Genomic DNA, 19,024 nt, shown 5'->3' with positions numbered 1-19,024 from the left:
TTTTCCAGAATATGTTAACATATTCTGGAAAAGACTTAATAATCATTTTTATTGGAAACAAATTTTATAGAGAACTTATAAATCTCTAAAAAGTTCCAATCGTTCCCATTTAGAGTCCACTTCTTCTTGAGCTTGTTTAAGGAGTTTGGCGCCAAGTTCAGCATTGTCCTTTACTACCCTAGTAAAGCGGGTTTCTGTATACATGAAATCTTCCAGAGGAGCAGCAGGAGCTTTAGAGTCTAATTTAAATTTCTTGCCTTTTGGTTTTGAAGGGTCGAATCTAAATAATGGCCAATATCCAGTATTAACAGCTTTGTCCTGGTGATCTGCTGCGTCCTTTAGGTTGTAGCCATGATCCCCACAATGTGAATAAGCAATAATTAATGAGGGACCGTCGTATGCTTCAGCTTCTTCAATTGCCTTAAGGGTTTGAAGGTCCTTAGCACCAATAGCTACTTGTGCTACATATACATTTCCATATGAAATAGCTTGTAAGGCTAGGTTTTTCTTTCCAGTACGTTTGCCAGACACAGAGAATTTGGCACTGGCTCCTAAAGGCGTTGCTTTAGAGGTTTGTCCTCCGGTATTAGAGTAAATTTCTGTATCTAAAACCATAATATTAATGTTCTCGCCTGAAGCCATAACATGATCTACACCACCATAACCTATATCGTAAGCCCAACCGTCACCACCTAGAATCCAAACCGATTTTTTACGGAGATGATCGGTTAGTTGCAATAGTTTTTTAGCATTAGCGTTATCGATAGTTGTTAATTTATCTTTAAGCTTATCGAGATTTGTAAAATTTTCAGCTTTTTCAGCCTCTGTTTTTTCGGGGTTGCTCAAAATGGCTTCAACCAATTCGGTACCTACTTTGTCTTCTAATTCCCTTAAAAGGTTTACGGCAACTTCCTGTTTTTTAGATAGAGCTAATTTCATTCCTAAACCAAATTCGGCATTGTCTTCAAATAAGGAATTTGCCCATGCAGGTCCCCTGCCAAACGCATTAGTTTTATAAGGGGTAGTAGGCAGGTTCCCCCCATAAATTGATGAGCAACCTGTTGCATTAGCAATTAGAATGCTATCGCCATACAATTGGGTTAATAGTTTAATATAAGGTGTTTCACCACAGCCAGAGCAAGCACCAGAAAATTCGAATAACGGTTCTAGGAATTGAGACCCTTTAATATTGGAAATTTGCAATTCTGTTCTGTTATAATCGGGTAAATTAATAAAATAGTCCCAATTAACATTTTCATGATCCTGTACTAACAGCTTATTGTGCATGTTAATGGCCTTAAAATCTGGATTGTCTTTGCTAACAGCAGGACAAACAGCCACACAAAGGTCGCAACCAGTACAATCTTGAGGGGAGACCTGAAGGACGTAAGATTCTGTTTTGGAGTCGAACGGCCTGCCCTTTGCGGGAACGGATTTTAAAGTTGAAGGGATATCTGATAGTTCTGCATTGGCAACCACTTTGGCCCTAATAGCAGCATGTGGGCAAATAACTACACACTTATTACATTGAGTACATAGGTTTTCATCATCCCAAATCGGAACAAAATCAGCAATACCTCGTTTTTCATATTGAGTAGTGCCGGTTGGGAAGGTGCCATCAATTGAAAAAGCACTTACAGGAAGTTCATCGCCTTTACCAGCTAAGATTTTACCCAAGACCTCTTTTACAAAAGGATCATCTGTACCTGTCATAATAGGTTTTAAGGCTTCATTGCTGGTAATTTGTTTTGGATATTCTACCTTCTGGAGATTTTCTAAGGATTTATCTACGGCGTTAAAGTTCATTTGTACTACTCTTTCTCCTTTTTTAGAATAGGATTTCACAATAGCATCCTTAATTTTTTTAATGGCATCCTCTTTTGGAAGTACTCCTGAAATAGCAAAGAAACAGGTTTGTAAGATTGTATTGGTGCGTTTTCCAAGCTTAGCCTCTTGGGCAACTTTAGAGGCGTCTATAACATAAAAATCCAATTCGTTTTTTATAATTTCTTCCTGCATGAGTTTAGGAAGTTTGTCCCAAATTTGGTGCTTGTCGTAAGGTGAATTTAATAAGAATGTGCCGCCTTTTTTAGCATGGTCGAGAATATCATATTTTTCGATAAAGTTAAATTGATGGCAGGCAACAAAATCGGCCTTGTGAATTAAATAAGTAGAGTAAATAGGTTCTGGACCAAACCGTAAGTGGGATACCGTTTGTGCTCCAGCTTTTTTAGAATCGTACACAAAATAACCTTGGACATGATTCTCTGTAGTTTCACCAATAATTTTAATGGAATTTTTGTTGGCACCTACGGTACCATCAGAACCTAGTCCGAAGAACATACAGTTAAAAGTGTTTTTTGCTGTTTTAAAACGTTTACCAATGTCTAGGCTCGTATGGGATACATCATCATTTATACCAACGGTAAAATGGTTTTTAGGTTGTTCAAGTTCTAAATTATCAAAAACGGCTTTTACCATAGCAGGATCAAATTCTTTAGAAGATAAACCGTAACGACCACCAACTATGGTTGGCATGGCTCTATTACTTTCTGTAAAGGCTGTAATAACATCTTGGTATAAAGGTTCGCCAATACTTCCAGGTTCTTTTGTTCTGTCTAATACGGCTACTTTTTTTACTGTTGTTGGCAATGAGTTAACAAAGTGATTTATAGAAAAAGGTCTGAATAGACGTACAATAATAGCGCCTACTTTTTCACCATTTTTTGTAAGTGCATCAACAGTTTCAATAACGGGACCTTGTCCAGAGCCCATTATGACAATTACTTTTTCAGCTTCAGGATGTCCTATATAATAGAAAAGGCTATAGCGTCTTCCGGTATGTTTATAGAATTCGTCCATAGTATCTTGAACCACACCAGGAACTTTTTTATAATAGGTGTTTGCAGCTTCCCTTGCTTGGAAAAATACATCAGGGTTTTGAGATGTTCCCCTAATAACAGGATGATCTGGGTCTAAAGACCGTTTTTTATGTTCTAAAATATTTTCTTCTGGCATCATTGATACAATAGTATCATCTGCTATAGCATCAATTTTTGATATTTCGTGGGAGGTTCTAAAACCATCAAAGATATTTAAGAAAGGGACTCTTGTTTTTAAGGTGGCGACTTGACTAATTAAAGCAAAATCTTGAGCTTCCTGCACAGAACCTCCGAACAGCATAGAGAACCCTGTTTGGCGTGTGGCCATAACATCGGAGTGGTCTCCAAATATTGAAAGTGCATGGGTAGCCACAGTTCTTGCTGCTACATGGATGACAGATGGCAATAATTCGCCAGCAATTTTATACATATTAGGAATCATTAAAAGAAGGCCCTGGGATGCTGTAAAAGTAGTGGTAAGCGCACCGCCCTGTAACGAACCGTGAACAGCACCGGAAGCACCTCCTTCACTTTGCATTTCAACAATTCTAGGGATATTGCCCCAAATATTTTTTTTGCCATTAGTACTAAAAACATCTACATGTTCTCCCATAGGTGAGGCTGGTGTAATAGGGTAAATGGCACAAACCTCATTAGTTTTATGAGCTATTCTTGCTACCGCTTCATTGGCATCGCATATAAGCTTCTTAATTTTTGTTTCCATAATTTTATACTTTCTAAATAAGTGGACGAAAAGTAGATATTCTAAAACTTAAATACTATGACATATGTCAGGTGCAAAAATTATATCCTCAAAGTTTTATGTTTCAAATTGGTTTTGGAGTATTATCTTACTTTAAAACAATAAATAAATCTCAACACCTTTTAGTTTTGGTTTTTTGTGGGAGATTCAAATATTCGTAACTATGAAATAATAATGAATAGTTGTTTTATTGTATAAAAAAAACACATCCTTAAAAAATAGTTAGGATGTGCTTTTACAAAACGTTTCTTACTATAAGAAAGTATTATATATTGTTATTCGGCATGTAGCCAAGCTTTTTTGGCCAATAATTGATCTTCAGATTCTACATGGTTATCATCGGGAACACAACAGTCAACTGGGCAGACAGAAGCACATTGTGGTTCATCATGAAAGCCTTTGCATTCGGTACATTTACTTGGCACTATAAAATAGAATTCATCTGAAATGGGTTCATTTTCTGCATCAGCATCAACCTCTTCCCCATTAGGTAAAGTAACCATTCCACTTAAAGCAGTTTCATCTGAATAGGACCATTCTTGGTCTGGTTCATATATTGCATTGTTTGGACATTCCGATACGCAAGCATCACAATTAATGCACTCGTCTGTTATTATAATTGCCATGATAATTTATTTTATATTATTATAATTAATGATTGTAAAAATAAAGTTTCGATTAAGTTTTTTATGTGATAAATGTCATGTTTCGTGTTAAAAAGTTGAATTAATTTTAGGGCTTCAATGTATAAATTTACTAATATTTAGGTAAATTTAGCTAATTTTTTTAATTCTTCTTACAGTATGAATACACCTTTAACAAAAAACCAACCAGAAACTTTAGAGGCTGTTATTATTAGATTTGTTGGGGATTCTGGAGATGGGATGCAATTAACTGGAACACAATTTTCTGATACCTCAGCTATGTTTGGTAACGATATTGCCACCTTCCCAAATTACCCTGCCGAGATTAGGGCACCCCAAGGAAGCCTGTATGGGGTTTCGGGCTTTCAAGTGCATATAGGTAGTGTTGAAATTAGTACACCTGGAGATGAAGTCGATTTATTGGTGGCCATGAATCCGGCGGGTTTAAAGACCAACTTACATGCTGTTAAGCCTGGACATACAATTATTGTAGATACAGATGCCTTTACTAGGAAAAATTTAGAAAAAGCCCAATATGAAACTAATCCGTTAGAGGATGGTAGTTTGTCAAATTATAGGGTTATTGAAGTTGCTATGACGTCTTTGACTAAAGAAGCTTTAAAGAGTGTTGAGGGTCTCGATAATAAAACCATAACCAGAACCAAAAATATGTTTGCTTTAGGAATGGTGTATTGGATGTATAATCGCTCTCCTGAGCATACCATTTCCTTTTTTAACAAGAAATTTAAATCTTCACCAAGTATTATAGAGGCAAACACAAAAGTATTAAATACTGGATATTATTTTGCTGAAACTTTAGAGCTAATTCCAAATGCCTACACAATTTCACCTGCAAAAATGCCTTCTGGAACCTATAGAATTATTATGGGTAATACGGCAACTGCTTGGGGGTTTTTAGCCGCAGCAGAGAAAGCTGGATTAGAATTGTTTTTGGGATCTTATCCTATTACTCCGGCTTCAGATATTCTTCACGAACTAGTAAAACACAGACATTTTGGTGTTAAATCACTTCAAGCTGAAGACGAAATTGCGGGAATAACATCGGCAATTGGAGCTGCATTTGCAGGAGATTTGGCAATAACAACAACTTCAGGGCCCGGTTTAGCACTTAAAGGTGAAGCTATTGGTCTTGCTATGATGATAGAATTACCTTTGGTAATTGTAAATGTACAACGTGGTGGACCTTCAACTGGTTTGCCAACTAAAACCGAACAATCCGATTTACTTCAAGCATTATATGGTAGAAATGGAGAAAGTCCGGTTATTGTAATCGCTGCAAGCACACCAGCTAACTGTTTTGATTATGCTTTTCAAGCTGCAAAACTTAGCTTGGAGCATATGACTCCAGTAATTTTATTGACTGACGGATATATTGCCAATGGATCTGCTCCTTGGAAAATAAAATCAGTAAATGAAATGCCTGAGATAAAACATAAAATCATAAAAGAGGCCAGTGAAGATTGGCATCCTTATGATAGAGACGAAGATTCACTTGCCCGTAATTGGGCTGTTCCTGGAACTCCCGGATTAGAACATCGCGTTGGCGGCCTTGAAAAAGACAGAATTAGTGGGAATGTATCTTATGTGCCTGAAAATCATGAATACATGACCAAAAAAAGGGCAGAAAAAGTTAAACGTGTTCAAAATTATATACCTGAATTAAAAACAGAGTTTGCCAATGAAGGTGATTTATTGGTAGTTGGCTGGGGAGGTACTTACGGCTCATTACATTCTGCAGTAAAACACATGAATGAAAATGGACATAAAAATATAGGTTATGCTCATTTTAATTATATCAATCCACTTCCAAAGAATACTGAAGCTGTTTTAAAACGATTCAACAAGATTGTGGTGTGTGAATTAAATTCGGGTCAATTTGTTAAAGTATTAAAAATGAATTTTGACGGATTGAACCTTACTCAATTTAATAAAATTCAAGGCTTGCCATTTGGTAACCAAGAGCTAGAAGAAAAGTTTAAACAATTGTTAAAATAATATGGAAACTACAATAGAAAAAAAATATACTTACAAGGATTTTGAAAGTGATCAGGAAGTAAGATGGTGCCCGGGTTGTGATGACTATGTTATTTTAAGATCTATGCAAAAAGCATTACCAGAAATGGGAGTTAAAAGAGAAGACGTGGTTTTTATTTCTGGTATAGGATGTTCTTCACGTTTCCCATATTACATGAATACTTATGGAATGCACGGAATTCATGGTAGAGCCCCAGCCATAGCTACTGGTGTAAAATTGGCAAATCCTAATTTGAGTGTTTGGGTCATTACAGGCGACGGCGATTCAATGGCTATAGGTGGGAACCATTTTATTCATGTACTACGTAGAAATATCGATTTAAATATAGTAATGTTCAATAATGAAATATACGGTTTGACTAAAGGTCAATTTTCACCAACTTCATTATTGGGACAAAAAACTAAATCGTCACCATATGGAAATACACAACCTCCTTTTTCAGCTGGTGAATTGGCTATAGGGTCTCAAGCAAGATTTTTTGCAAGAGTAGGTGGAAACACACCTAAAGAAATGACCCAGATTTTTATAGAAACTGTAAAATTTAAAGGCACTTCTTTAATTGAAGTCATGCAAAACTGTCCAATTTTTAATGATGGAGCTTATGATGAATTCACAAATAAAGAAGTAAGAGAGGATAAACAATTATTTGTTGAACATGGTAAACCCATGATCTTTGGTAAACAGCGTAACAAGGGATTAATACTCAATGGTCTTAAATTGGAAGTAGTCACAATTGGTGAAAATGGAATAAAGGAAGAAGATATTTTAATTCATAATGCTAAAGAAGAGGATCCAACATTACATCAAATGTTGGTGAGATCAAAATATCCTTTAGTAACTGGAATTATAAGAAGCTTTGAGGAAATGACCTTTGTAGTTAGAGAAGATGAACAAACTGCTAAAGTAATGGCAAATTCAAAATTTAGAAAAACAGATGATCTGTTCTTTTCTGGAGATGTTTATCAAGTTATTTAATTAAAATATAATTATGGGTTCAGAAGCCATTATCGTTTTTTTTCTAGCTGGAGTAGTTCTGGTTGCTGGTGCAAATTTTTTATCGAATTTAATTTCTCCAAAATCTGATAATCCACAAAAAAGAGAACCTTATGAAAGTGGAATGGTAACCAAAGGGCCAACTTGGGTCCAATTTAAAGTAGGGTATTACCTTTTTGCTATTTTATTTTTAGTATTTGATGTTGAGGTTGCCTTTTTGGTGCCTTGGGCTGTTGTGTTTAAGGATATAGGGAGTGTAGCTTTTATTGAAATACTAATATTTTTAATAATCTTAGGTTTAGGTCTGTTGTACGCATGGAAAAAAGGAGCTTTAAAATGGGAGTAGACAATACATATAAAATGCCGGAAGATTTTCCGGGAAAAGTAATTGAAGCAGGAAATGGGGCTAATATAGTAGTGACTCAATTGGATAAAATTATCAATTGGGGGCGTTCCAATTCACTATGGTCATTGTATTTTGGAACAAGCTGTTGTGCTATTGAAATGATGCAAACAGGTGCAGCAAGACACGATTATTCACGATTTGGGTTTGAAGTGGCAAGACCTTCTCCAAGACAAGCAGATTTAATCATTATTGCTGGTACCATTGTTAATAAAATGGCTCCAGTATTACGACGTCTTTACGATCAAATGGCTGAACCAAAATATGTCATAGCTATGGGAGCTTGTGCCATTTCCGGTGGGCCGTTTTTTTACAACACCTATTCTGTTGTAAAAGGTGCTGATCATGTGATTCCAGTCGATGTTTATGTTCCTGGATGCCCACCGAGACCGGAAGCATTATTGGAAGGAATGCTTATGTTGCAGGATAAGATACGAACTGAAAATATGAAGAAAAAAGTCAATCCTATAGAAGGTTTTGACGAAGGATTTTATAAAAAATGATGACAAACCAAGAGTTACAAAATCTAATAGGAAGTTGGTTTCCTAACCCTGAAGCCACAGAAGTAACTTCTGAAACTAAAGAGAATCCAGAAGTTACAGAGCAAACAGAAGCACAATCCAAACCTTCTCAAACAATAAACAAAAGCCTTTTGGAATTTACTGATGAAGGTTCTGAATTCCTAAATATCACTGTACAACCCGAACACCTTTATAGATTAATGGAGCAATTAAGAAGTAATGAGCAAACATGCTTTGATTATTTGTTCTGTTTAACAGGTATGGATTGGGAACCAGAACTTGGGGTTGTTTACCATTTAGAATCAACCGCAAACAGACATACTATTGTGGTAAAAGTTAAGACATCAGACAGAGAAAACCCAAACTTTGATTCTGTTTGGGATATCTGGAGAACTGCCGAATTTCATGAACGCGAAGTGTTTGATTTTTTTGGAATTAAATTCAATAATCATCCCAATTTAAAACGTCTTTTCTTGACTGAAAACTGGGAAGGTTTTCCATTAAGGAAAGATTATGTAGATGATGTTAACATGGTTATAATGTAAGCTATGAAAGAATTTATCGAAATAGACAAAGACTTTAAAACTGAGCCATATCAAATCAATATGGGGCCTCAGCATCCGGCAACCCATGGAGTTTTAAACCTTTTGTTGACCATTGATGGAGAAATTATTAAAAAAGTAGAACCAGATCTTGGGTATATACATCGTTCAATTGAAAAAATGTGCGAGCGTGACAGCTATCAACAAATAGTGCATTTAACCGACCGAATGGATTATCTGTCTGCAAACATTAATAACGAAGCAGTTTGTTTGACTGTAGAAAAAGCTTTGCAATTAGAAATACCTGATCGAGTTAAAGTAATCAGAACCATTATTGGAGAGCTTACTAGAATTTCATCGCACTGTTTGTGGTGGGGTGTTATGGGAATGGATGTTGGAGCTTTGACCACCTATTTTTATGGCTTTAGGGATCGAGAGATGCTCAATGATATTTTTGAAGAAACTTGTGGTGCAAGATTGACCATGAATTATAACGTTCCTGGTGGTTTGATGTACGATATCCATCCAAACTTTGTTGGTAGAGTTAAAAAATTTATTGACCACTTTAAAACTAAAATTCCAGAATATGACAGACTTTTATCTGAAAACGTCATCTTCCAAAAGCGAACAAAGGGTGTAGGGATTTTATCTAAAGAAGATGCTATTTCATTTGGAGTTTCAGGTCCTGTTGGTCGTGCTTCAGGTTATTCTTGTGATGTTAGAAAGTATCATCCTTATAGTGCTTTTGACAGAGTAGATTTCAATGAAGTTTTAAGAACTGAAGGCGATACTTTTGCTCGTTATCAAGTAAGGATTCAAGAATTATGGGAGTCGTTATATGTGGTTGAACAGTTAATCGACAATATTCCTGAAGGAGAGCATAGGGTAAAGACAAATGCGGTTATCAAATTACCAAAAGGTGAGTTTTATCAAAAAGTAGAAACGGCTCGAGGTGAACTTGGAGTCTATATTATAAGTACAGGAACCAAAAATCCTTACCGTTTAAAATTCCGTTCACCAGGATTTTCAAATTTATCAGCTTTAAATCATATGGCTGTTGGAAGCAAAATAGGAGATTTGGTAGCGATTATGGCAACATTGGATTTAGTGATACCAGATATAGATCGATAATATTATTTAACTATGACATGTATTATTAACAGTAGTTACTTTTTGATTTTAAGCACCACAGCTAAAGAGTCTTTGAGTATTTTAGAGATTATATTGATAGCCCTAGGGTATTTGACATTTTTTGCTGTAGCAGGCTTATTTTTAGTTTTATTGGAACGTCGAGTAGCAGCATGGTTTCAATTGAGGATTGGTCCAAACAGAGTAGGTTACCAAGGACTTCTGCAAACTATGGCAGATGCCTTGAAATTGGTTTCAAAAGAATTGACGGGTACTATAAAAGCTGATAAATTACTTTATAATTTGGCACCTTATTTTGTCATTATTACAGCATTAATGAGTTTGGCAGTTTTCCCATTTTCTAAACAGATTCAAGCCTTCGATATTAATATTGGAATATTCTTTTTAATAGCTGTTTCGTCCATTGGTGTCATTGGTATTTTGTTGGGTGGATGGGCAAGTAACAATAAGTTTGCTCTAATTGGTGCCATGCGTAGTGGTGTGCAAACCATAAGCTATGAACTTTCAGTTGGGTTGTCCCTTTTAACGATGATATTAATTACTGGGTCTTTACAATTGTCCGAAATTGTTGAGGTACAAAGACAAGGCGGTTGGTTGATTCTACAAGGTCACATTCCAGCAATTATAGCATTTATGGTATATATGATTGCAGGAACAGCAGAAACCAATAGGGCACCTTTTGATTTGGTGGAAGCTGAATCTGAATTGGGAGCTGGATTCCACACGGAATATTCTGGAATGAAATTCGCTTATTTCTTTTTAGCTGAATTTATAAACATGTTCATTATAGCATCTATTGCAACAACTGTTTTTTTTGGAGCTTGGTTGTCACCATTCGGAATTACAGAATCAATTCCATGGTTGGGTGTGTTTTGGTTTTTAGCAAAAGCAATGGTTTTGGTATTCTTAATGATGTGGTTTAGATGGACATTCCCTAGACTGAGAGTAGACCAGTTGCTTACATTGGAATGGAAATATTTGTTACCAATAAATCTTGTAAATATTGTGATTATGGCATTGATTGTTTGGCTTAACTTAACAATTAAGTTTTAAAGTATGAGTTATTTTTCAGATATATATAAGGGCGTGAAAACCCTGTTAACAGGAATGAGTGTTACCGGAAAATATTTTCTACACTCAAGAAAAGGAGCCATCACACAACAATATCCAGACAACAGAGCAACCTTAAAAATGTTTGATCGTTTTCGCGGTGAGGTTATTATGCCACATGACGATAACAATCAGCATAGATGCACGGGTTGCCAAAAGTGTGAAATCGCTTGTCCAAATGGAACTATTGAGATTGTTTGGGATAGGGGTATTGATGAATATACAGGTAAAAACAAGAAGAAAATTGACAAGTTTGTTTATCATTTAAGTATGTGTACCATGTGTGGATTGTGTATTGATGCATGCCCAACCGATGCCATCAAATGGGGGCAGAATTTTGAAAATTCGGTATATGATAGAACTAAGCTAACAAGAGTATTAAACAAACCGGGGTCAAGATTAGCTCCTGGAGTAGAAGAATAAGAGTATGGAAAAAATTATATTTTACATTTTGGCAGTAATGATGATTGTATTTGCAATTACCGCTGTAACCAGTAGAAAAATGCTTCGATCTGTGATTTATTTATTGTTTGTTCTTTGTGGAGTTGCAGGCATTTTCTTTTTAATAGATTATAATTTTCTTGCCGCAATTCAATTAACGGTTTACGCTGGAGGGATTATAGTACTTATCATTTTCTCAGTGCTTTTGGTTCATCATATCGAATTGAAATTGGACATGGCAAAACCAATTAGACAAATTATTACTGCAATAGGTTGTTTGATTGGTATAGGAGTGTTTTTGACAACCATATATTCTTATCCATTTAAAGTTGTTGAAAATTCAAACATAACCACTACGGCTCAAATAGGTTCAAAACTTTTAGGCTATGGTGAAGGAGGTTTTATTTTACCTTTTGAAGTCATAAGTGTGGTTTTATTGGCAGCTATGATAGGTGCAATTGTAATTGCTAAAGGAAAAAAATTATCAGATAAAAATGAAGAAACACTATGATTGAAGGAATATCTATATATGAAATTTTAACCCTCACCACTATACTGTTTTTTGTTGGAGTGTATGGGTTTTTGACTAGAAAAAATCTGATTTCAATTTTAATTTCCATTGAAATGATTTTAAATGCATCGGTTGTAAATTTTGTGGTAATCAACAAATATTTATACCCAGATATGTTACAAGGCGTATTGTTTTCAATATTTATTATAGCTGTTGCAGCAGCAGAAACTGCTTTGGCAGTAGCTATTATAATTAATCTTTACAGGCAGATAAGTTCTGTTGAGGTTAAGGACACTGAAGTCATGAAGTATTAATTCTTAGATATGGACATTAGTTATATAATTTTAGTTCCGTTTATTCCTTTAGCAGTATTTATATTGTTAGGGCTTTTTAATCAGAAAATAAAACCAGCTGTATCAGGATATATTGGCGTGCTTGGCCTTTTGGTATCTTCCTCTTTATCATTTTATGCTGCTTATCAATACTTTTTTGTAAGTGGTAAAATGGATGGGGTTTACCAAACTTTTATTGAGAAAGCAGTATGGATGAAATTCACTGAAACCCTACAAATTGATATGGGAATACTTGTTGATCCAATTTCTGTGATGATGTTGGTGGTTGTATCAGTGGTTTCATTGATGGTTCACATTTACAGTCGAGGTTACATGAAAGGAGATGATGGTTACACTAGGTTTTTTTCTTTCTTATCATTGTTTACCTTCTCAATGTATGGATTGGTTTTGGCAACAAATCTCTTTCAGATATACATATTTTGGGAATTGGTTGGAGTATCTTCGTTTTTGTTGATTGGGTATTACTATACCAAACCATCTGCAGTTGCTGCAGCAAAAAAAGCATTTATCGTAACACGTTTTGCAGATTTCGGATTCCTCGTAGGAATTTTGATTGTAGGTTTTACAACAGGCACTTTTGATTTTGAAACCTTAAATGCTGTAAGTCCGGAAGGGGGAAGTTTACTTTTAAACTGGGCTTCTACGTCCTTCATGGGATTGTCAGTTATTACTTGGGCCTTAATTTTAATTTTTATGGGCGGAGCTGGTAAATCAGCCATGTTACCATTTCATATTTGGTTACCCGATGCTATGGAAGGACCAACACCGGTTTCAGCATTGATACATGCAGCTACAATGGTTGTTGCCGGAGTATTTTTGGTAGCTAGATTGTTCCCAATGTTTTATTTTGTTGAAGATGGTTTTGCCCTTAACATTGTGGCTTATGTAGGAGCTATTTCTTCACTATTTGCTGCAATTATAGCCATAACACAAAACGATATTAAACGTGTCCTGGCTTTTTCTACCATGTCTCAATTGGGTTATATGATGTTGGCTCTTGGAGTTTCAGGTTACGAAGGACATGAAGGGGTAGGTTATATGGCTTCCATGTTCCACTTGTTCACACATGCCATGTTTAAGGCACTTCTATTCCTTGGTGCTGGGTCTGTTATTCATGCAGTTCACAGCAATTATTTAAAAGATATGGGTGGACTCAGAAAGTATATGCCAATTACCAATATTACGTTTTTAATTGCATCCTTAGCCATTGCAGGTGTTCCTCCTTTTGCAGGATTCTGGAGTAAGGATGAAATTTTGGTAGCTGCCTTCGAAAATAACAAACTTATATATTATTCAAGTGTTTTTGTAGCTGGATTGACTGCTTTTTATATGTTTAGAATTTACTTCGGAATATTCTGGGGCAAAGAAAAAGCGTATGATTATGCCCCAAAAGAATCTCCATTGTCAATGACGTTTCCACTATTGTTTTTAGCTCTATTGAGTATTGTAGTAGGTTTTATCCCTTTCAGTGAATTTGTAACAGCTGATAAGATAGGCTTTGAAGCACATTTAAATTATCCTTTAGCAGCCATTGCAACTACAGTTGGATTAATTGGAATTGTATTGGCCTGGGCTTTCTATAAAAAAGAAAACAGCTTATCAGATAAATATGCAAATGCTTTTGGAGCTTTATATAGATGGGCTTATGATAAATTTTACTTTGATGAAATTTATTTGTTTATCACAAAAAACATCATTTTCAAATGGATCTCTGCGCCGTTTGCAAAATTCGACAGGAAATATGTTGACGGAACAATGGTTGGCATCGGTAATAAAACAGTTTGGACTTCAGAAAAAATAAAAGGTTTGCAATCTGGAAGGGTTCAGGATTATGCATTCTCATTTATAGCTGGAGCTGTTGTATTGGCATTGGTATTTATTTATTTATGGACAATTTAAACGAGTAATATGGATATTTTATCTCTTTTCATAATCGTACCTATTCTAACTGTAATAGCCTTGGTATTTTCAAAAGGTTTGGAGCGCTCTAGGGTAGTTGCAATGATTGGAAGTATCATTCAAGCGGGAATGGCAATTAATTTAGTGTTTGCCTACCTAAAAGAACGTGCTGTAAATGATGACATCATGGTTTTTACTAAAGATGTTGTTTGGTTTAAAAACTTTAATATTCACTATAACATAGGAGTTGATGGTATTTCAGTCGCTCTTTTAGCATTGACAGCCATAGTTGTGTTAGCAGGTGTCTTTATTTCATGGAAAATGAAAGATCTTCCCAAAGAGTTTTTCATTTCGCTTATTGTATTATCATTGGGAGTCTATGGTGTTTTTATATCCATTGATCTCTTCACATTATTCGTATTTTTTGAAATAGCGGTAATACCAATGTATTTATTGATTGGTATTTGGGGATCTGGTCCGAGAGAATATTCGGCAATGAAATTAACGTTAATGCTGATGGGTGCTTCAGCTATTTTGTTGGTTGGAATTTTAGGAATTTATTTTAATTCAAATGCAGATGGAGGGCCTTTAACATTTAATATATTGGATATAGCCCAAGTTAATATACCAATTGCAGCTCAAAAACTATTCTTCCCATTAGTATTTGTTGGTTTTGCAGTTATTAGCGCTTTGTTCCCTTTCCATACTTGGTCACCTGATGGACATGCTTCTGCGCCAACAGCTGTTTCTATGTTACACGCAGGTGTATTGATGAAATTGGGTGGTTATGGTGTATTTAGGGTTGCTATGTATTTGTTACCAGCGGGTGCTTTACATTGGTCTTGGTTCTTTATTATTTTGGCAGCATTTGGAGTGGTTTATGGTGCTTTTGCAGCCATCAAGCAAACCGATTTAAAATATATAAATGCTTATGCATCTGTGAGCCATTTAGGCTTGGTGTTGTTTGCTTTATTAACCCTTAATAAAATAGCTTGGAACGGTGCCATGATTCAGTCTTTGTCACATGGTCTGTTAACAGCCTTATTCTTTGCTCTTATTGGAATGATCTATGGCAGGACGCACACTAGAGATGTGGCTAAATTAGGAGGAATGATGAAAATACTCCCATTTATTGGTGCTATTTATGTCATTACAGGATTAGCTTATTTAGGATTGCCAGGATTCAGTGGGTTTGTAGCAGAAATGAACATTTTTGTTGGTGCTTTTCAACAGCCAGATATGTTTCATAGGGTATTAACTATTGTAGTGGTCTCTTCTATAGTGGTGACTGCAGTATATATTCTAAGACTGGTAGGAAAAGTAATGATGGGTCCGTTATTGATAAATGAAGTCACAGATTTACCCAAGGCGACTTGGTATGAAAAAACAGGACTGTTGTTATTAATGATTCCTGTAATTGCAATTGGTGTAGTTCCTTTCTGGTTAAGCGATATCATTATGGAAAGTTTAGAACCATTTATTCAAGGGGTATTATAATATTAAAATATAAAATTAAACATGGATTTTAATAGCTTTATATTGATGCGACATGAAATGCTACTTTTAGCCATCATTCTAATTTTGGTTGTAGCCGAAGTTTTCACACCTCTGCACAAGAAAACTTCAATTGTTCATCTATCTGTTTTTTTGTTTGGTATTCATACCGCTGTTGGATTTTTAACTATTGAATATGGAAGTCTTTTTGGAGGGATGTTTCACACCACTGCATTGATTCAGTTTTTTAAAAATGTTCTAAACATAGGTGTACTTATATTGTTGTTGCAATCTGCAGATTGGATTCAAGAAAAAATCATTCAAGAAAACAGAGGAGTTGAGTTTTTTATGCTTTTGTTCTCCTCACTTTTGGGAATGTATTTCATGATTTCTTCAGGTGATTTCTTAATGTTTTATTTAGGTTTGGAATTATCTGTTTTACCAGTTGCTGCATTGGCTGCTTATGAAACTTCAAAACGAATTTCAAGTGAATCAGGAATTAAACTAATACTCTCCTCAGCTCTTGCTTCAGGTACTATTTTGTTTGGTATTTCTATGTTATATGCCATGTCAGGTTCAATATATTTTAATGATATAACCAATTTAACCGCCACTTCCAATCTTTCAATTTTAGGATTAGTACTATTTTTTTCAGGACTAGGGTTCAAGATTTCATTAGTGCCATTTCATTTTTGGACAGCAGATGTTTATGAAGGTGCGCCAATTAGTATAGCATCTTATTTATCGGTAATTTCTAAGGGTGCTGCCATTTTTATTATGATGATTTTACTATTTACCGTGTTAAAACCTTTAATGCAAATTTGGGAGAACTTGATTTATGTTATAGCTGTAGCTACCATGTTTATTGGTAATTTATTTGCTTTACGCCAGCAAAACATGAAACGTTTTTTGGCTTTTTCATCTATTGCACAAGCTGGATTTGTGTTGTTGGGCTTGATTATAGGAAACCGATTAGGGACAGCAACTATAGTCTATTTTGTTTTAATATACATATTTTCAAATTTAGCTGCCTTTGGAGTTGTACAGGCCATTTCACTTAAGACAGGAAAGGAAAATATTAAGGATTACGAAGGATTGTATCGTACTAATCCAAACTTAAGTTTGGTAATGATGTTGGCATTATTTTCTTTGGCAGGAATACCGCCAGTAGCTGGTTTTTTTGGAAAATTCTTTTTGTTTACAGCAGCAGCAAGCGAGGGGTATTATTTTTTGGTGTTTTTAGGGGTGTTTAATGTTACCATTTCATTGTACTATTATCTATTGGTAGTAAGAGCCATGTTTTTAAGAACAAGCGACAATGCCATTCCTTATTTTAAAAACAAATTGTATATGAGAATGGGATTGCTTATTACCGTAGTTGGTATTTTAATTCTAGGTATTTACAGTCCATTGTACGATTATATTTATGAACTAAGTAAAATTATTTATTGATAAAGATGTCATTAGAAGGTAAACATAAATTCGGTTCCATTGAAGATACAAGAGTGACTTTTGTTGAAAAGGGAGTAGATAAAGATCGAAGTGAGTTTTTAAAAAAACTACTGGAATATAATGGATTTGAAGTCATTATTCAAGAAGATAAAAGAAAAACAGAAGAAGACCCACAACTTTATACTGTTGCAGTTACCGATATGGTGTTTAATCCAACCATTTGGGTTTACCAGCGTAAATTGGAAACCTTTGATGGTAAAAAGGTAACCCGTGGCTATTGGGAACAAGCAACAGAAGACTCTAAACCCCAATATTGGAATAATGGCAACCAAAAACCCCAATAATTTTTTAATCTAGTAAAAACGCTTCGTTTTTAACTTTTCTATACATATTCATTCATTTTTTTTGTATTTATTAATACCTATTAATTCTATAGGAATAATATTGTTATTAAAAACAAATAGGTTTACTTTTGTCCAAACACTAAAACAAATAATAGTAAAATGAGTGATATTACAATAAAAGTAACCGATAGGGAGGGAAACAAACATATAATTATAGCACCAACAGATATGGCTATGAATTTAATGGAAGTAGTTCGGTCACATGAATTAGCACCAGAAGGTACTATAGGTGTTTGTGGTGGAATGGCCATGTGTGCGTCGTGCCAATGTTATATAAATAGTGATACTAAATTACCGTCAATGAGTAAAGAAGAAGAAGCAATGTTATTAGAAGCATTTGATGTAAAGGTGAATTCAAGACTAGGGTGTCAAATTCAAATGACACCAGACATGCAAGGATTGGAATTAGAACTAGCACCAGAGAGTTGAAATTTTAAAGTTTATTAATAAGAAAAACCTAAATTAGTAAGGTCTACTTTGTATTATAGCCTTTAGTTCATTATTCAGGTTGTTTAAGTATATTTATGGCATGAGGTAGTAGAAGTTCGACAAATTTGCTATAAGCTATTTCAGACGGATGTAACCCATCTGAAGCCACTAACTCAGGTTGATCTAATCCCAATCTAGTTATTGTTGTAATATTTACGTAGGTGATATCCTTTGATATACAATAATTTTCGGCGAAATTATTGTACTTGTCTATGTCCAATGAAATACTTTCATATCCATTTCCAAATGGAGTGTAAGCATAATCGGGAATGGAAATAACAATGCAATTATTTTTGTCTTTTTTTCCTAGATTAATCGACTTATTTACAAGTTTTGGAAATTCATCCTCGTAAATCGAAAACGGTTTTTTTTGATATTGATTATTAACGCCAATCAAGAGTGTGACTAAGTCGAATGAATCTTCTAGGTTTTCTTCTTCAATCGCACTAATTAAATTTGTTGTCGTCCACCCTGTTGCGGCAATGACTTTTAATTCAAATTGGTAATCTTTTCCAAAATAATTTGCCAATTGTTCTTTTAATTGTTCAGGAAACTTACAACTTTCACACACACTTTGTCCAATGGTGTAACTGTCACCTAAAGCCAAAATTTTAAAAGTTGTTTGAAGTTCTTCATCGATGTCTTTTGTGTTGTTTTCTTCTAATTGTTGTGTATGACAACCAATATATGTTAAAGTTAAGCATACCACTAAATAAAGAATCTTTTTCATTTTAGCTTTTACGTAAAGATATAAATAAATTATACCTTGTGTTTTAATGAAAAGTTTAAGCAGGCATAATTTGCCTGTATTGAGAAATTTTAAAATTATAGAGGTCAATAGATAAACACCTATCTTTGTTATTAGTAAACATATAGAAATATGAATATTTTTAAGGGTCAAAATCTTCTAGAGTTCTC

Annotated in this window: 18 protein-coding genes; 15 read left to right on the top strand and 3 right to left on the bottom strand. The window is 34.8% G+C overall.

What is annotated here, in order from left to right:
• Positions 1–75: 75 nt before the first annotated feature.
• The gene (nifJ, locus tag K7G79_RS04380) at positions 76–3,606 is read right to left on the bottom strand and encodes a pyruvate:ferredoxin (flavodoxin) oxidoreductase (protein WP_223549526.1); all 3,531 of its coding nucleotides are present in this window, start codon (positions 3,604–3,606) and stop codon (positions 76–78) included.
• A 314-nt stretch (positions 3,607–3,920) separates the two neighbouring features.
• The gene (locus tag K7G79_RS04375; RefSeq protein WP_223549524.1) at positions 3,921–4,271 is read right to left on the bottom strand and encodes a 4Fe-4S dicluster domain-containing protein; all 351 of its coding nucleotides are present in this window, start codon (positions 4,269–4,271) and stop codon (positions 3,921–3,923) included.
• A gap of 177 nt (positions 4,272–4,448) precedes the next feature.
• Between K7G79_RS04375 and K7G79_RS04370 the strand changes: the two genes are divergently transcribed.
• The 15 genes from K7G79_RS04370 (at position 4,449) to K7G79_RS04300 (ending at position 18,046) form a co-directional block, all read left to right on the top strand.
• A complete protein-coding gene (locus tag K7G79_RS04370) occupies positions 4,449–6,305 on the top strand; it encodes a 2-oxoacid:acceptor oxidoreductase subunit alpha (protein ID WP_223549522.1) in 1,857 nt (618 codons plus the stop codon).
• Between the two features lies 1 nt (position 6,306).
• On the top strand, positions 6,307–7,320 hold the full coding sequence (locus K7G79_RS04365) for a 2-oxoacid:ferredoxin oxidoreductase subunit beta (RefSeq protein ID WP_223549520.1): 1,014 nt from the start codon (positions 6,307–6,309) through the stop codon (positions 7,318–7,320).
• A gap of 13 nt (positions 7,321–7,333) precedes the next feature.
• Positions 7,334–7,684, top strand: coding sequence for an NADH-quinone oxidoreductase subunit A (locus K7G79_RS04360; protein ID WP_223549518.1), 351 nt, complete (start codon positions 7,334–7,336; stop codon positions 7,682–7,684).
• A 14-nt stretch (positions 7,685–7,698) separates the two neighbouring features.
• The gene (locus tag K7G79_RS04355; protein WP_223549892.1) at positions 7,699–8,244 is read left to right on the top strand and encodes an NADH-quinone oxidoreductase subunit B; all 546 of its coding nucleotides are present in this window, start codon (positions 7,699–7,701) and stop codon (positions 8,242–8,244) included.
• Positions 8,241–8,807, top strand: a complete 567-nt coding sequence (locus K7G79_RS04350) for an NADH-quinone oxidoreductase subunit C (RefSeq protein ID WP_223549516.1) — start codon at positions 8,241–8,243, stop codon at positions 8,805–8,807. The genes K7G79_RS04355 and K7G79_RS04350 overlap by 4 nt, the downstream gene beginning before the upstream one ends.
• Positions 8,808–8,810: 3 nt before the next feature.
• The gene (locus K7G79_RS04345; RefSeq protein WP_223549514.1) at positions 8,811–9,935 is read left to right on the top strand and encodes an NADH-quinone oxidoreductase subunit D; all 1,125 of its coding nucleotides are present in this window, start codon (positions 8,811–8,813) and stop codon (positions 9,933–9,935) included.
• Positions 9,936–9,947: 12 nt separating this feature from the next.
• Entirely contained in the window at positions 9,948–11,006 is a 1,059-nt protein-coding gene (gene nuoH / locus K7G79_RS04340) for an NADH-quinone oxidoreductase subunit NuoH (RefSeq protein WP_223549512.1), read from the top strand.
• Positions 11,007–11,009: 3 nt separating this feature from the next.
• The gene (locus K7G79_RS04335; RefSeq protein ID WP_223549511.1) at positions 11,010–11,486 is read left to right on the top strand and encodes a 4Fe-4S binding protein; all 477 of its coding nucleotides are present in this window, start codon (positions 11,010–11,012) and stop codon (positions 11,484–11,486) included.
• A gap of 4 nt (positions 11,487–11,490) precedes the next feature.
• Positions 11,491–12,015, top strand: coding sequence for an NADH-quinone oxidoreductase subunit J (locus tag K7G79_RS04330; protein WP_223549509.1), 525 nt, complete (start codon positions 11,491–11,493; stop codon positions 12,013–12,015).
• A complete protein-coding gene (nuoK, locus tag K7G79_RS04325) occupies positions 12,012–12,329 on the top strand; it encodes an NADH-quinone oxidoreductase subunit NuoK (RefSeq protein WP_223549507.1) in 318 nt (105 codons plus the stop codon). Before K7G79_RS04330 ends, nuoK begins: the two co-directional genes overlap by 4 nt.
• A 9-nt stretch (positions 12,330–12,338) precedes the next feature.
• Positions 12,339–14,267 carry an NADH-quinone oxidoreductase subunit L gene (gene nuoL / locus K7G79_RS04320; RefSeq protein ID WP_223549505.1) on the top strand — a complete coding sequence of 643 codons (1,929 nt, stop codon included), beginning with the start codon at positions 12,339–12,341 and terminating at the stop codon, positions 14,265–14,267.
• Between the two features lie 9 nt (positions 14,268–14,276).
• On the top strand, positions 14,277–15,764 hold the full coding sequence (locus K7G79_RS04315; RefSeq protein ID WP_223549503.1) for a NuoM family protein: 1,488 nt from the start codon (positions 14,277–14,279) through the stop codon (positions 15,762–15,764).
• 21 nt (positions 15,765–15,785) lie between these two features.
• The gene (locus K7G79_RS04310) at positions 15,786–17,213 is read left to right on the top strand and encodes an NADH-quinone oxidoreductase subunit N (RefSeq protein WP_223549501.1); all 1,428 of its coding nucleotides are present in this window, start codon (positions 15,786–15,788) and stop codon (positions 17,211–17,213) included.
• Positions 17,214–17,218: 5 nt separating this feature from the next.
• Positions 17,219–17,557: a hypothetical protein gene (locus tag K7G79_RS04305; RefSeq protein WP_223549500.1), complete on the top strand. Its 339-nt coding sequence runs from the start codon at positions 17,219–17,221 to the stop codon at positions 17,555–17,557.
• Positions 17,558–17,716: 159 nt separating this feature from the next.
• Entirely contained in the window at positions 17,717–18,046 is a 330-nt protein-coding gene (locus tag K7G79_RS04300; protein ID WP_223549498.1) for a 2Fe-2S iron-sulfur cluster-binding protein, read from the top strand.
• Positions 18,047–18,116: 70 nt separating this feature from the next.
• Here K7G79_RS04300 and K7G79_RS04295 read toward each other — a convergent pair whose 3' ends face one another.
• A complete protein-coding gene (locus K7G79_RS04295; RefSeq protein ID WP_223549497.1) occupies positions 18,117–18,836 on the bottom strand; it encodes an SGNH/GDSL hydrolase family protein in 720 nt (239 codons plus the stop codon).
• Between the last annotated feature and the right edge of the window lie 188 nt (positions 18,837–19,024).

This window comes from Aestuariivivens sp. NBU2969 (genome assembly GCF_019931125.1).
GTDB lineage: Bacteria > Bacteroidota > Bacteroidia > Flavobacteriales > Flavobacteriaceae > Aestuariivivens > Aestuariivivens marinum.
This window is presented reverse-complemented; position numbering and strand designations above follow the sequence as displayed.